Genomic DNA, 14,941 nt, shown 5'->3' with positions numbered 1-14,941 from the left:
CGGTTTGAATCACAAGGGTAAAGATTGATGTCTGCAATTCATTTTTCTATCTTTGCAAAAATATTTTACGAGAATGCGCACTTACGATCTTGCAATTGCATACAAATGGAAATATGATAAAGAATTTGTTGAACTGATCGAGCATAGTTTTCAACTCAGCGGTTTGAGAACATTTGTTATCGGAAAATTCAACTTATCTGAAGTTATAGATCTAACAAAAAAGAATAAAATTTCCTTCAAAGCTTTGCTCGATCGGGCATCAGATGAAGACTTGGAGTTCATTCCTTTCACTAAACTCCTTAAACGAAAAAAGTGCCACTTAATAAATCCTCATAATAAAGTAGTAAAATCCATTGATAAAGTTTTAATTCATAGAAAATTAATCAAGAAAAAATTTCAACTTCCTAAAACATTTCTTATTCAGCCATATGATAAGCACAACGAACTTTTTATAACCGATGAAGAATTGAAGTTACTCGGCAATCCTTTTATAATAAAACCGGCAACTTTTTCCGGTGGAGGTGAGGGTGTAATTCGAAATGCAACTTCGCTTGATCAAATTCAGAAAGAAAGAATTAAAAACCACAGTGATAAATATATAGTTCAAGAAAAAATACTCCCAAGAATGTTGAACGAAAGACGCGCATGGTTTAGAGTTATTTACGCATTCGGCCAAGTTCTTCCAACATGGTGGGATGACAAAACACATATCTACCAAAGAGTTACTAATAGTGAAACAAAGAAATATAATCTTCTTCCGCTTGGCAGAATATCAAAAAAACTAGCGAGAATAACCCGGCTTGATTACTTTTCAACAGAAATTGCTCTTACAAAAGATCATAAATTTATTTTGATTGATTATATTAACGATCAATGTGATATGCGCTTAAGATCAAATCATATTGATGGGATTCCGGATGAAGTTGTTTCAGAATTTGTAGAAGCGATGAAAAAGAAAATTATTTACCTTTAGAAATTCATATCATCTTCAATAGTTGCACGCAAGTTTAAATAGCTTTGATATCGTTCATCACTAATCAATTTTTCTCCAACAGCTTTAATTACTGCACAGCCGGGTTCATGATCGTGAGTACATGTATTGAACTTGCATTTATTTATGAACGGAACAAATTCCTTGAAGTAATGACCTAAATCTTCCTCGCGGATTCCGTATGGATCAATCTCCCGGATTCCAGGCGTGTCAATTACTGATGTGTCGTTATCAAATCTTAAGAGTAAACTTGTTACAGTTGTATGTTTTCCTTTAGAGGTCGAATTACTGATTATACCGATCTTCAAATTTAGACCGAGAAATATTTCATTCAATAATGATGATTTCCCTACACCTGATTGACCCCAAATCAAATTAACTTTTCCCGATAGACTATTTTTTAATTCATCAATACCGTTTTTAGTGACTGTACTTGTAGAAATTATTTTATATCCAATGGAAGAATACAGTTTAATAATATCTTCGTAATGCGAATGTGAATCCAGATCAGTTTTATTCAAAACAATAATTGGATTTATATGAGAACTTTCCGCACAGACAATTAATCTATCAATCAAACGATTATTGAATTTAGGTGATTTGCAACTGCTTACAATTACTAAGTTGTCAACGTTTGAAGCAATAATTTGTTCCAGCCTTTCACCGCGGGTACCGGCTCCTTTTATGCGAGGGGCTTTTCTTGAGATATGATTTTTTCTTGGAAGTATTTCGTTAATAACACCGGAGCCGTCGTTATTCATATCAAAATTTACTTTATCACCAACGGCAACAATATCAACTGTGTAAAGTTTATTTCTTTTAAGCGCAAAATCTTTTTGAAATTTTCCTCTTAAAGAACAACGGATTTGTTTTCCATTAGAATCGAATAAATAATAATCTTTACTCTCAATTTTGAAAATAATGCCCTGTATTGTAACCTCCGTTATAAATAAAAAAGCACCTTAAAAATAAGGTGCTTATTAAGGGTTGTCAATCGAGATGTTATTATGAATGATTAGAAATTATATTTCAATGAAGTAATAATGTTTTGATTTTTTATGTCCTGATATGTGCGCGATAATCCGCTGCCATAATTGTCGCCATAATCTTTCCACCAACCATATGCATACGCACCATCAACTGTTATGGAATTTGTGAGATGGATACCAATTCCAACTGTTAGAAATTTTTTATCATACTCAGTTGGATCATCTCTGAATGGTGAACGCATTAGAATAAATCCGCCTCTAATAGCAAGGTTAGTAGAAGAAAGCACATATTCAAATCCCGCATTTAAATTAACAACCGATCTGAACATTGATTTTATATCAGAATTTTTATTATCTAAACCAATTAAATCAAACCCGGATTTAAATTTTGCGCTGCTGTAATCAATCATTGTTGCGTTAGCACTTACGGTTAAATTATTCAGTATATAAGAAGCGCCAAAAGTGAATTCCGCAGGAGTAGTAATTTCATAATCGCTTTTTGAATCAATTGCCGGGTCTAAAACAAATCTTGTATCAAGTCCAAAATAACTCGTGCCATTAACATAATAAGTTTCTTTTACTGTAAATGTTTTTGAGAATTTAATGTTAGCCGCAATATTTAAGTTCTTATTCATTTTCATTAGACCACCGATATTAAATCCAGAACCGGAAATATCCCAAGAGATTCTATCGTGTAATGTAAATGATTTAAAATCAGCCGAAACTGGTTCGCTTGGGTCTAATAAAACCGATGCCGGATAAATATTATTTACGTCCTCTTCACTGTAATCTCTATTCTTATTAAAGTTTCCGGAGTAAAGATTAATGGTAGCTCCAATAAAAATATCTTTCTCAACTTCAATTGCTGCTGAAAATGACCAGGCATTTAGTGAACCATCTTGTAAAATATTCCCGCGTTGATTCAATTTACCGTTGATTCGAGTTGTATCTCTTAGATAAGTACCGTTATTGGAGTACAACGGGTAACTAAGTGCAAGCTTAAATGCAATATCTCGATCTGCCATGTAAGGAGAATACGTGAGATCCTGGATGTAAGAATTGGCACCTGAATTGAAAGCATTAAATCCCAATGTTCCATTAAAATCTTTTACTTGAGTATAACCAAAACCTAGAACAAAACTTCCTTGTATAGTGGGCATCGGAAGTGCAACACCAAATTGTCCTAACTTTGAAATACTATTTGATAATTGAGAATTCTTGTCAAAGAATCCAACACTATTATCGTAGTTATTATAATTATATCCTGTATATAGTTCGGCTTTTTTAATTAATGCCAAACCAGCCGGATTGAACATCGTTGCTGATAAATCATTACCGGCAGCGGTGTATGCATTACCCATTCCTAATGATCTTGCACCAAGAACTATTCCCGATTCACTTAATCTGAAAACATCATTGTAATTTTGTGCTATCGTTATATCAGAGAAGACTAGAATAATACCGATGGCAAAAATAATTTTAAATAAGATTTTCATTTTGAATCCCTCCACCAAATTTTTTGAAAATGCATTTATTAACGTCTCCTTCCGCTATCAGAACTACTGCCTGAACGCGAACCACTGCTAGAGCTGCCAGAACTGCTGGATCTTGATCCTTCATTAGACCGAGACGAAGGAGGCGGAGAATATGATGGTGCAGATGTTCTTTCTCTTGTTGCTGGTTGTGTAGATTGACTGCGTCCGCGGGATGCATCGTTTCCACGTGTTGCCGGTTGTGTAGATTTACTGTCATTAGCATTGCTACGCACACGCGTTCGCGTGTTTCCATTACGTGTTGATGGATTATTATTCTTTGGGGATGATACACGGGTTCCGTTATTTGTATTATTTGCATCTCTTGAAACTCTAACTTTTCCAAGATCAACTTCATTAGCGCGATCAGTCCTATCACGAGTAGTATAGTTTGTACTAGTTCTGCCTGGATCGCTTACTCCGCTTCCACCTCTACCGCGTTGACCATCGTTATCTCTTGTTCTTGTACTTACGTTATTTCTGTATTTAATTATACTGCCGGCATAATTATTCCAGTTTGAGTTATAATTATTCCAATAGTATGGATAACCATAGTTATACCCGTAATATCCATTATTCCAAATGGAATTATATCTCCAATACCAGTAAGGATTATCCCATCCAAATAAACTGTAATAATAAGGATCGTATGCTAATCCGAATGAGAAACCGAGTGATGGATAGTAACTTCCAAGAAATCTTCTGTAACCAGGGATGTAAGAATCTTGATAGAAACTATCGTAAGTACTATCATTGTAATAATTGGAATCGGCTTGATCCTCGTATGCATATTCATCTTCTCCTTTTTCAAAACGAGAGTCCTTGGGAGTATAATCACGAAAAGCAATTTGTGTGTAGCACCCTCCAAGCGTAAGAAGAGGTAATACAATTAATAGTCGAATTAAAGTTTTCATAATAGCACCATTCTCAAATGATAATTTATATATTCAAAAATTATACCTAATTAATGATTAAATGAAAGGTAAAAAGAAAGAATAAAACTGAATTGTGTCTATATCAGTAAACTGATGTGTGTGATTATGAATACAATTTGATTTAAAAGATCGATTTTACATATTCTACAAAAATTCCACGATCGGCTTTATTTCCGTCAATACGTTTATTGTTTAGAAAATCACGTAAATCGAGACCAAGAGTTAGTCCATCCCCAACCGACCAGCGAAGACCGAAATTCAAATAACCATTTCCTTTCCCTAAAGAATTACCTGTGTTATCGTTTACAGCAAAATCATATTCACCGATAAAAGAAACTTTTGAACCTATTGTTTTTTCAAACCCTATACCTAAGTTCAAATCTTTGTCACCATCATCTCGTTCCATCGAATAATTAATTACACCATGAATACTCAAATAACCAAATAGTTCAAAATTTTTAGATGCAGCTACGAAAAAACCGGGGGACTTGATTTGATACCTTGAGAGATCTCTGTTATAAGCCCCTTTCCCTTGGGAATCAAAACCGATAGCAAAAGCAGGAAATAATTGAGTTTCATCAACAATTCTTGCTCTAATATTTACGCCCGGCCATTTATTCCAATCAATATCTCCGCTACCAATAATATTTTTACCGCCGTATGAAATACCAAAACTAAATCCATCAACGACACCAACTTCAATTCTTGTAATAACAACACCAACCGGCATTACATCGAGCGTAACTCCGGCGAAACCTTTTTCAAGAATGCCTGCGGTTGGAAGATCAATCAATCGGCGATATTCAAATTTAGCATTAGTACCGCCTGTCCCTTGTGAAAATAATTGATAAGAAAAAGCTAAAGATAAAAGTATTATCAAGAAATGTTTTTTCATTTTTTACTTTCGAAGTTTGTTAAAGTTAGAGATAATCTTAATCTATTTCAGATTTATTTTCTTAAAAGTAGTACCAGTTTTACTATCCTGGAGTATGATGCCTAAATTAGTTAATTCTGTTCTTATTTGGTCTGCAAGAGCAAAGTTTTTTTCTTTTTTAGCTATATCTCTTTTTTTGATTAACAATTCTATTTGATTGTTATCGATATCCGAATTTAATTCGTTAGTCAAATCATCAAGATGAATTATCCCTAATACATTCTCTGCAGTATCCTTAAGAAATTTTTTCAGTCCATGATAGAAAGTCGAATCAATATTATTATTCCCAGCAATTATTTTATTAGCCGCTCTGATAAAATTAAAAATAACCGCAACAGCTTGAGGTGAATTAAAATCATCATCCATTACCTTTTCAAAATCAGAGTAATATTTTTTTAGATCAAATTCAGGAATAACTCCACTTTTAGTATCAAGCTTTATTTCCCGCTCAATTTTTTTAGCAAGGTTAAGTATTTTCTCATAACCTTTTTGAGCTGAATTCAATAATTCATCGCTAAAATTTAGTGGTCCACCATAATTAGTTTGAGCAAAAAATAATCGAATAGCTTCGGCGGGATATTTATCCAGAACTTCACGCGCAGTAAAAAAATTTCCAAGTGATTTAGACATTTTTTCATTCTGAATATTTAAGAATCCAAAATGCAGCCAGTATTTAACAAATTTTTGTCCAAAGCAAGCTTCACTCTGAGCAATTTCATTTTCATGATGTGGAAATATCAAATCATTTCCCCCAGCATGAATATCAATTGATTTGCCTAAATGCTTTGTGCTCATGGCTGAACATTCAATATGCCAACCTGGTCTTCCTTTTCCCCAAGGACTATCCCAGCTTGGTTCCCCTTCTTTTGCTTTTTTCCATAGAGCGAAATCGAGCGGGTTTCGTTTTTCTTCATTCACATCAACGCGTGCGCCTGATTCTAAATCCTCCGTATTCTTACCGCTAAGTTTTCCATAATTTGAAAATTTTGAAACATCATAAAACACATTTCCGTTTACATTATAAGCAAATCCTTTTTTCTCTAATTCTTTAATAACATCTATCATTTCTAAAATGTGTAAAGTTGCTTTAGGATAAATACTAGCTGTTTTAATTTTCAGTCTTTTTACATCTTCGAAAAATGCTTCAGTATAAAAACCAGCAACATCCGTTGTGGATTTTTTCTCTTCATTAGATTTTTTGATAATATTATCATCAACGTCTGTAATATTCATAGTGAATTTTACATCAAATCCCTTGAACTCGAGATATCTCCGAACAATATCCGCCATTACAAATGATCTTGCATTTCCTATATGGAAGTAATTATAAACCGTGGGCCCGCACATGTACATCGTTACGTTTGGAGGGTTGATTGGCTGGAATTCTTCCTTTGTTTTGGTAAAAGTATTATAAATCTTCATCATTTTTTCCAAATTATGAGAAAAAATATACGAATAGAGCTTAGTTTATACAAATATATTGAAGGAACAATTCTTGCATAACATAAATTGATTGAATTTATAAAAATAAATTTATCAACGGACTTTGACATCTTTGAATTAATTTCTATATTTCTATCAAGAAAATATATCAAAACTCAAGTAAGTCTTTTTATCTTAGAATGAAAAAAACCTATCAACAAATAACAAAACACTCTAATCACCGGAGGAAATTTATGCAAAGAAAAATTACAACTCTATTTTTCGTTCTTACCCTTCTATCAGTAACACTGCATGCTCAAACTAACGTTACACTTTCATTAAATCCGTACGGTGTAACTCCTTACATGGTTTCACTTTCAACAACTGATATCTATGATTTTAGGTATACAGGTTTGACAAATGTGGGTATTGGTACTAAAGTATATTTACAAGCTATTGAAGTTGGAACTAAAGGGACGAAAGCAAAAATTAGTACAGCGGCAACATGGACGGTATCACGTAAACCTTCCGGTTCCACTGCAGCAATTGGTACAACGAAAGATAAACAAAACGATTCTACACAAGTTGCATATTTTACAGCTGATCTTGCTGGTACTTATTCTGTTACTTTTACAGATGGTAGTTTAACACAAACAGTTGTATTCAATGCTGCTAAATATCTTGGTTATAAGAATACTGTAATAAATGGTGTTGATACAAAATTAAGCTGCAGTACTTGTCATCCTGGTAAAGTAACTTCTTTTGAAGGAACTTTACACTCATCTATGTTCACAAGAGCAATGAGTGCAACTCCTGGACTCAGTGGTCCTACAGATCATTACAGTGCATCCTGTATTAAATGCCATACAACAGGTTACGACGATAACCCAACTGCTAAGAACGATGGATTTGATGATTTAACTTTTACATATCCTACTGTACTAACAACTACAACATATAATACTCTGGTTACACAATTTCCTGATGCAATGAAGAGGGGTAACATTCAATGTGAAGCTTGTCATGGTCCTGCAAGTGCTCACTTAGGAAATACAAGCGATGAAAGAATGGTTGCAACATTTAATGATGATGTTTGTGCATTTTGCCATGAATCTGGAACTAATCACATTGTATCAAGACAATTTAGAGCTGCTGCTCACTCCAATAATACATTGGCTAATGGTACTGTAGTTAATGAAAGTGGTTCTGGCCGTGAATCTTGCGTAAGATGCCATACAGGCAAAGGTTTCGCTCAATATGTTGATGGCGTTTCAACGACCGATCCTTATTTTGATGCAAACAATTATCCAATCTCCTGCGTTGCATGTCACGATCCTCACGATGCAACTAATGTCAGACAACTAAGAAAAGTTACAGCAACTATTTATGGACCAAATCCAACCACACCTGGCGGTACACCAATCGAAGTGAATGTTACAGGAGCTGGTATGGGTACAACATGTTTCAACTGCCATCATGCTAGAGAAGAAGCTAATAATAATGTTGCTAATATGATTGCTGGTACAACCACACGTATAGGGCCTCATTATGGTGTACAAGGTGATATATTAATGAGCAGCAACTTGTTAGAATTGGGTGGTGTTAAATTAGCAACGTCTTTCCATTTTGATTATACAGCTGATGCTTGCGTTAAATGTCACATGTATAATTTTAATAGTAGAATTGATGTAAATAAAAATTTAATTCTGAGCGGCGGACATACATTTAGGATGAGTGATCCAAATGGTGTAGATAATATGGACGTATGTGCAACATGTCATGGATCAACATTGGGTACTTCATTTTCAGATGTAAAGTTTTTCTTTAATGGTAACGGTGATAATGATAATAACGGTATTGTTCAAGGATTACAAGATGAAGTAAAAGGTATGATTGCTAAAATTTATGCAGCATTACCTCAAAGTGGTGGAAAGGTTGCAAGTCCAAGCAAAACATGGACACCAACACAATTGAAAGCTTATTGGAATGCTAAAGCAGTTGAATCTGATGCAAGTTTTGGAATCCATAATCCAAAATATATTGTTTCTGGCTTAAAAGGAGCTATGGTTTCATTAGGTATTGCAACAGCTGTTGAGAAAGAAGAAGCTATTCCAACACAGTATGTTATGTATCAAAATTATCCGAACCCATTCAACCCAACAACTAATATTAAATTTGCTTTACCAAACAACGGACATGTTAAGTTAACTGTCTTTGATGCACTTGGTAGAGAAGTTGAAACTTTGGTTAATAATGAATTAGTTGCAGGTACACATACAATCGAATGGAAAGCAAAAAATATGGCTTCGGGTGTTTATCTCTATCGTATCGAAGCTAATAATTTTGTTAAAGTTAACAAGATGCTTCTCGTTAAATAATTCATCTATATATATTTCTTAAAAAACCCCGCACATGCGGGGTTTTTTATTTTAAGTGCAAACTCAGTCTTATCAACTTTCGGCTTTTACGTCTTCAATAATCACAATCCTTAGCGACTTAACAATCCAAGAATTCGTTAAATTAGCTACCTAATTAATTGAAGCGTAATATAGGCGTATGATTTTTGTTACGGGCGTAACTTTCTTAAAAGTTTTTCAAAATCTTCCGGTAGTTCTGAATCTAAAAAAACTTTTTCTTTTGTTTGCGGATGAATAAAACCAAGCGTTTTAGCATGAAGAGCTTGCCGTTTCATGATCTCCAATAAATTATCAACTCGGGCTTTTATTTTTGGCAAAGCAGATCCGTAAACTATTATTCTTCCTCCGTATGTCGGATCGCCAAAGATTGGATGCTTAATATGCAACATATGAACACGAATCTGATGAGTTCTCCCGGTTTTCAATTTTAATTTAATTAGAGATGCAAATTCAAATTCTTCAATTACTTCATAAAAAGTATGTGCATGCTTGCCTTCAGATTCACTAACAGTAAAAATTTTTCGATCCTTTGTAGAACGGACAATGTTTCCGATAACTTCACCCTTCTTGTTCTTAAACAAGCCCCAGCATACAGCCCAATATTCGCGATCAATAGAATGATCATAAAATTGTTTTGCTAGTTTAGCGTGGGTCCATTCATCTTTTGCAATTAGAAGTAGTCCGCTTGTATCCTTATCTATCCTGTGGACAATTCCCGGACGTCCAGGTTCGTTAAGTGCGCTTAGCTTTTTTGTATGATGAAGAAGCGCATTAACAAGTGTGCCTGTGTAATTTCCCAAAGAAGGATGTGCAACCATTCCTGCTGCTTTATTGACTACTAAAAGATTTTCATCTTCATAAATTATATCGAGCGGAATATCTTCAGCTTCATTTTTTTCAGGACGTGGCGATGTGGGAATTGTAACTTCTACTATGTCTTTTGGGCAAATGAGATAGTTAGCTTTAATAACTTTCCCATTTACTAAAACACAATTTGCTCTAATTAATTTTTGGATTCGCGAGCGGGTGGCATTCTCTATTGAATTGGCTAGAAAAACATCAATGCGTTCTTTTTTCTTACCATCAGGAACATCAATTTTGAATTTCTTCTCGTTTATAATTTTCGACATTATTCTTATTGTTTTCGCTCAAAGAAGAATTAGTTGCTTCTGAATTGTTAATCTCTTTATTCTTTTCCGGAATGGTCAAATTATTATTCAATGTTGTATCAATTGTCTCTGATTCTACTCCCTTAGCATCAACAGTAGGCGTTCGATGAAATAATAAAAGCAGTGCTACACCAATAGTTACAGAAGAATCTGCAATATTAAATATTGGAAAACGATCATAAGTCCTTCCGAAAATAGTAAAATCAAAAAAGTCCATATTGAAAAAATCAACAACCTTCCCGTAAAATAAAGGTGCATAACCGTAAAATAGTCCGTAAAAAGTTCTATCAATTAAATTACCGATCGCACCACCCAGAATAAAAGCAAGGGCAAGACGGATAATTAATTTTTGTTCTTTCGATTTCCACAAATAATAAAAAACACCGAGGCTTGCCAGTAGAGTAAAAAGTGATAATAATAATTTTGATACTCCGTTAACATCAATCCCAAATGCGATGCCGGGATTTTCTACAAAAGTTAGTTTGAAAAAATCCCCAATTACGTTAACGCTTCCCCCATAACTCATCCCGTTAACGTGAAGATTAAGCAAAGGGATTGTTCCCCCTTTAACAAAAAATTTTGATAATTGATCGGCTATTACAATGGACAACGAAACGAATAATACTCTCAAGACAATTCCTATTTTCTGAAAAGTGATTTTACATTGATTTCATTTTTTGCTTTACTTGCAAACAGTGCTGAGTATGCGGCACCGCTACAAGTCTGTCTTTCGGTATAAGCGGACATGTCGGACAAAGATTCTGCGGTTCATCAATACATTCAATGCAGATCCCATATGTTCCATTATCAATACGTTGAAGTGCGTCATCTAAATAACCAAGAAATTTATTTTCTCTCTGCGCCCACAAATAAAGTTTTTCTCGTTCCATCGCGTCAGTTCCTTGTTCAGCCATATGCAGTGAGTAGGGTGAACTTTCATTTACATATTGACCAGTAGTTGGATCCATCATTTGGTCTTTCAGCGATTGCAGTTGTTCAATGATCTCATTTCTCTTATCAAAAATTATTTTCTTAAACTCTTCTAAATCTTTTTTTGAATAACCCTGAATCTTTCTAACTTTTTTTGTTGGGGAAATAACTTCCACATGTTTACGAGATTTGGATACTTTCTGAACTTTCAATTTCTTTTTAAGTGCTGTTTTTGGTTTAGCAGATTTCACCTTATTTATTTTCTTTAGTTTTCTCACCGGCTTTTTAATTGATTTCTTTTTAGCGGTGGATTTTTTTGCGGTTTTTTTATTAATCTTTTTAGTAGTCATTAGTGCCTCCGTTTACCTATTTAATTCTTTATCTTAACGATCACAATCGTACAATCATAATCGCCTATTTTAAATTCTTGTTTGAAACCTACAATATTATTTTTTGATTCGAGAGAATCAGCCAGTACTTCACTTGAAATATAATCAGAAAATTTGGATACATAATCAACCATTTTTTGTTCACTTTTAAATGACACACTGATACGGTCAATCACATCAAAGCCGGCATCTTTTCTCATGTTCTGAACACGATTAACAAATTCTCTTGCATATCCTTCAGCTATTAATTCTGCATTCACATGGGTATCAACAGCAACCGTAATATTACCTTCACTTACAACTATCCATCCCTCTATACCGCTTGCAAATATTTCAACATCTTCACGACTCAATAATAATCCTTGAACCGGTGTATCTATCTGTTTGTTTTGTTCAAGATCATCAATTTGTTTATTCGAAAGTGTCTTAACATATTCCTGTAATGTTTTAACATGCTCTTTATATTTTTTACCGACTACCTTAAAATTCAGCTTTACGGTTTTCTGAACAAAGTTGGCATCTTCATCTACAAATTTTAATTCTTTGATGTTTACTTCTTCAAGAATAATATCTTTCATTTCAAGAACATGATCTATTTCTTCAGGTTGAACATGAACCATCATCAAACTTAACGGCTGACGAACCTTTAACTCGTTTTTAGCTCTGATTGATCTTGTTAAAGATACGATCCGCTGAGCAATATCCATCTTCACTTCAAGTTTAGGTTCGGAATAAGTAATCTCCGGATAATCAGTTAAATGTACTGATTCATACTTCTCTTTTTTTGTTGCCTTGTTTAAGTTTTGATACAATTCTTCTGCAATGAAAGGCGCAAACGGTGAAGTTAATTTTGCGATCGTCACCAAACATTCATAAAGAGTTTGATACGCAGAGAATTTATTTTTATTCATTTCAGATTTCCAGAAACGTCTTCTGCTTCTGCGTACATACCAGTTTGAAAGCTGATCAATTGTAAAATTGGAAACTAATCTTGCAGCTTTTGTAACATCGTAATTAATCATTAACTCATCATATTCTTTTACAACAGAATTAAGTTTAGAAATTATCCAGCGGTCTATTTCCGATCTTTCCTTATATGGAATAACTTTTTCGGAAAAATTAAATTTATCTACATTGGCATAAAGGACAAAGAAATTGTATGTGTTGATTAAAGTCCCGAAAAATTTTCTCTGGACTTCAGCTATTCCTTCTTCATCAAACAAAGTTGGTTTCCACGGGGGACTGGTAGTAACTAAATACCATCTTGTTGCATCTGCACCATATTTTTCAAAAAGAGAAAATGGATCAACTGTATTGCCACGCGATTTCGACATCTTCAGTCCTGCTTTATCAAGGACTAATTCGTTAACGATCAAATTTTTGTACGAGATGCTGTCGAATAACATTGTTCCGATTGCATGAAGAGTATAAAACCAGCCGCGTGTTTGATCTATGCCCTCGCAAATAAAATCTGCCGGATAGTTTTCCTTAAAATATTCTTGATTCTCGAACGGGTAATGATATTGTGCGAACGGCATTGCACCGCTATCGAACCAAACATCAATTAGTTCAGGAGTACGTTTATAAATCTTTCCGTTCCGTTCAAATTTTACTTCATCTACAAAAGGTTTATGCAGATCAATCTCATCAGCTTGTAAATCCTTAACTGAAATTCGTTTCCCATCCCGTTCAATAAATCCTTCTTTCAATTCAGAAATTGAACCAACAACAATCATATCACCATCATCATTTAACCAAATCGGAAGTGGTGTTCCCCAATATCTATCGCGAGATAGTGACCAATCTTTATTTTCTTCAAGCCAATTACCAAAGCGACCGGAACCAACTTCGGGCGGATACCAATTAATTGTTTTATTCAATTCTATCATTCGTTTTGCAACGTCGGTAGTACGGATATACCAGCTATCTCTTGCGTAGTAGATTAACGGATTATCACAACGCCAACAGTGCGGATACGAGTGCGTATAATCATTACCCGCTTTATAAATTAATCCGCGTTCTTTCAAATTGCGGATGATATCCGGATCAACACCTTTTTCTTCATGGGTTTCAAATTGAATTGTCTTAACAAGTCGTCCAGCAAAATCTGTTACTTCATCTGTAAATCTTCCACCCTTAGTAACAGGCTGAACAAACGGTAAATTATATTTTTTTGAAATTTCATAATCATCAGCACCGAATGCAGGAGCTATATGAACTACTCCGGTTCCATCTTCCGTACTTACAAAATCTCCGGCAATTACATACCAAGCTCTCTGTTCAACTGGGACGTAAGAGTAGAGCGGTTCATAATTTTTATCTAAAAGATCTTTTCCTTTTAACTTAGAAATTAATTGATACTCTTCTTTTATTACAGATAAGCGTGCTTCTGCTAAATACAAGATTCCATGTTTTTCTGTTTTTATTTTTACATAATCAATATCTTTACCTACAGCTAAAGCAACATTTGAAATTAAAGTCCAAGGTGTTGTTGTCCAAACAAGAATTGATGCATCTTCATTCTGCAATTTAAATTTTACAAAAACGTTCGGATCTTGCACATCATCGTAACCAAGAGCAAGTTCATGTGATGATAAAGGAGTTTCGCAATGAGGGCATTGAGGAACGATTTTAAATCCTTTATAGATTAATCCCTTCTTAAAATATTCCGAAAGCGCCCACCATACGGATTCAATATATTCATTTGTACAAGTGATATACGGATCGTTGAGATTAACCCAGTAACCCATCCGTTCGGTTAATGTACGCCAGCCTTCTTTCATTTCAATATGTTGATATACAAGATCTTTTGCTTTCTGATTGAATGCGGCAACACCATATTTTTCTATATCTGATTTCTGAGTGAAGTTGAGTTCTTTTTCTAGGGCAATTTCAATTGGAAGGCCGTGTGTATCCCATCCTGCTTTACGATGAACTTGATATCCTTTCAAAGTTTTATAACGGCAGACTAAATCTTTTAAGGCTCTTGCCATTACGTGATGAATCCCCGGTTTGCCGTTTACAGTTGGAGGTCCTTCATAAAAAGTAAATGGTTTTGATTTAGGACGTGATGAAATACTTTTTTCAAAAATCTGGTTCTCTTGCCAAAACTTAAGTACTTCTTCTTCGATCTTTGGATAGTTTATTTTTTCATCAAACCGTTTGAACATTTATTAACTCTAAAAATGAATTTAAAAATTTATCTATATCCCATTTATAAAATGCCTACTCTT

General features: G+C 34.3%; 11 protein-coding genes. 2 read left to right on the top strand and 9 right to left on the bottom strand.

The window, feature by feature from the left end:
• Positions 1-73: 73 nt before the first annotated feature.
• Complete coding sequence (locus NTZ27_00875; protein MCX6173295.1) at positions 74-973, top strand: hypothetical protein; 900 nt, start codon at positions 74-76, stop codon at positions 971-973.
• Here NTZ27_00875 and rsgA read toward each other — a convergent pair.
• From rsgA to cysS, 5 genes are all read right to left on the bottom strand, one after another.
• Complete coding sequence (gene rsgA / locus NTZ27_00870; GenBank protein MCX6173294.1) at positions 970-1,911, bottom strand: ribosome small subunit-dependent GTPase A; 942 nt, start codon at positions 1,909-1,911, stop codon at positions 970-972. The genes NTZ27_00875 and rsgA overlap by 4 nt on opposite strands.
• A gap of 95 nt (positions 1,912-2,006) precedes the next feature.
• The gene (locus tag NTZ27_00865) at positions 2,007-3,476 is read right to left on the bottom strand and encodes an outer membrane protein transport protein (GenBank protein ID MCX6173293.1); all 1,470 of its coding nucleotides are present in this window, start codon (positions 3,474-3,476) and stop codon (positions 2,007-2,009) included.
• Between the two features lie 38 nt (positions 3,477-3,514).
• Positions 3,515-4,426 (bottom strand): hypothetical protein, encoded by a 912-nt coding sequence (locus tag NTZ27_00860; GenBank protein ID MCX6173292.1) that lies wholly within the window; start codon positions 4,424-4,426, stop codon positions 3,515-3,517.
• Between the two features lie 142 nt (positions 4,427-4,568).
• Positions 4,569-5,342 carry a hypothetical protein gene (locus tag NTZ27_00855; protein ID MCX6173291.1) on the bottom strand — a complete coding sequence of 258 codons (774 nt, stop codon included), beginning with the start codon at positions 5,340-5,342 and terminating at the stop codon, positions 4,569-4,571.
• 42 nt (positions 5,343-5,384) lie between these two features.
• A complete protein-coding gene (cysS, locus tag NTZ27_00850; GenBank protein MCX6173290.1) occupies positions 5,385-6,806 on the bottom strand; it encodes a cysteine--tRNA ligase in 1,422 nt (473 codons plus the stop codon).
• Between the two features lie 251 nt (positions 6,807-7,057).
• Here cysS and NTZ27_00845 point away from each other — a divergent pair, with 251 nt between their 5' ends.
• A complete protein-coding gene (locus NTZ27_00845; protein ID MCX6173289.1) occupies positions 7,058-9,181 on the top strand; it encodes a T9SS type A sorting domain-containing protein in 2,124 nt (707 codons plus the stop codon).
• 188 nt (positions 9,182-9,369) lie between these two features.
• Here NTZ27_00845 and NTZ27_00840 read toward each other — a convergent pair whose 3' ends face one another.
• From NTZ27_00840 to ileS, 4 genes are read right to left on the bottom strand one after another with little or no spacing between them, the layout of a single operon-like run.
• Complete coding sequence (locus NTZ27_00840) at positions 9,370-10,350, bottom strand: RluA family pseudouridine synthase (protein MCX6173288.1); 981 nt, start codon at positions 10,348-10,350, stop codon at positions 9,370-9,372.
• Positions 10,313-11,020 (bottom strand): signal peptidase II, encoded by a 708-nt coding sequence (gene lspA, locus NTZ27_00835; protein ID MCX6173287.1) that lies wholly within the window; start codon positions 11,018-11,020, stop codon positions 10,313-10,315. The genes NTZ27_00840 and lspA overlap by 38 nt, the downstream gene beginning before the upstream one ends.
• A gap of 28 nt (positions 11,021-11,048) precedes the next feature.
• Positions 11,049-11,669 carry a conjugal transfer protein TraR gene (locus tag NTZ27_00830; protein ID MCX6173286.1) on the bottom strand — a complete coding sequence of 207 codons (621 nt, stop codon included), beginning with the start codon at positions 11,667-11,669 and terminating at the stop codon, positions 11,049-11,051.
• 20 nt (positions 11,670-11,689) lie between these two features.
• Positions 11,690-14,878 (bottom strand): isoleucine--tRNA ligase, encoded by a 3,189-nt coding sequence (ileS, locus tag NTZ27_00825; GenBank protein ID MCX6173285.1) that lies wholly within the window; start codon positions 14,876-14,878, stop codon positions 11,690-11,692.
• Positions 14,879-14,941 lie beyond the last annotated feature (63 nt).

The organism is Ignavibacteriales bacterium, from assembly GCA_026390775.1.
Classification (GTDB): domain Bacteria; phylum Bacteroidota; class Ignavibacteria; order Ignavibacteriales; family Melioribacteraceae; genus Fen-1258.
Note: the sequence above shows the minus strand (reverse complement) of the source record. Positions and strands in the feature narration are given on the sequence as shown.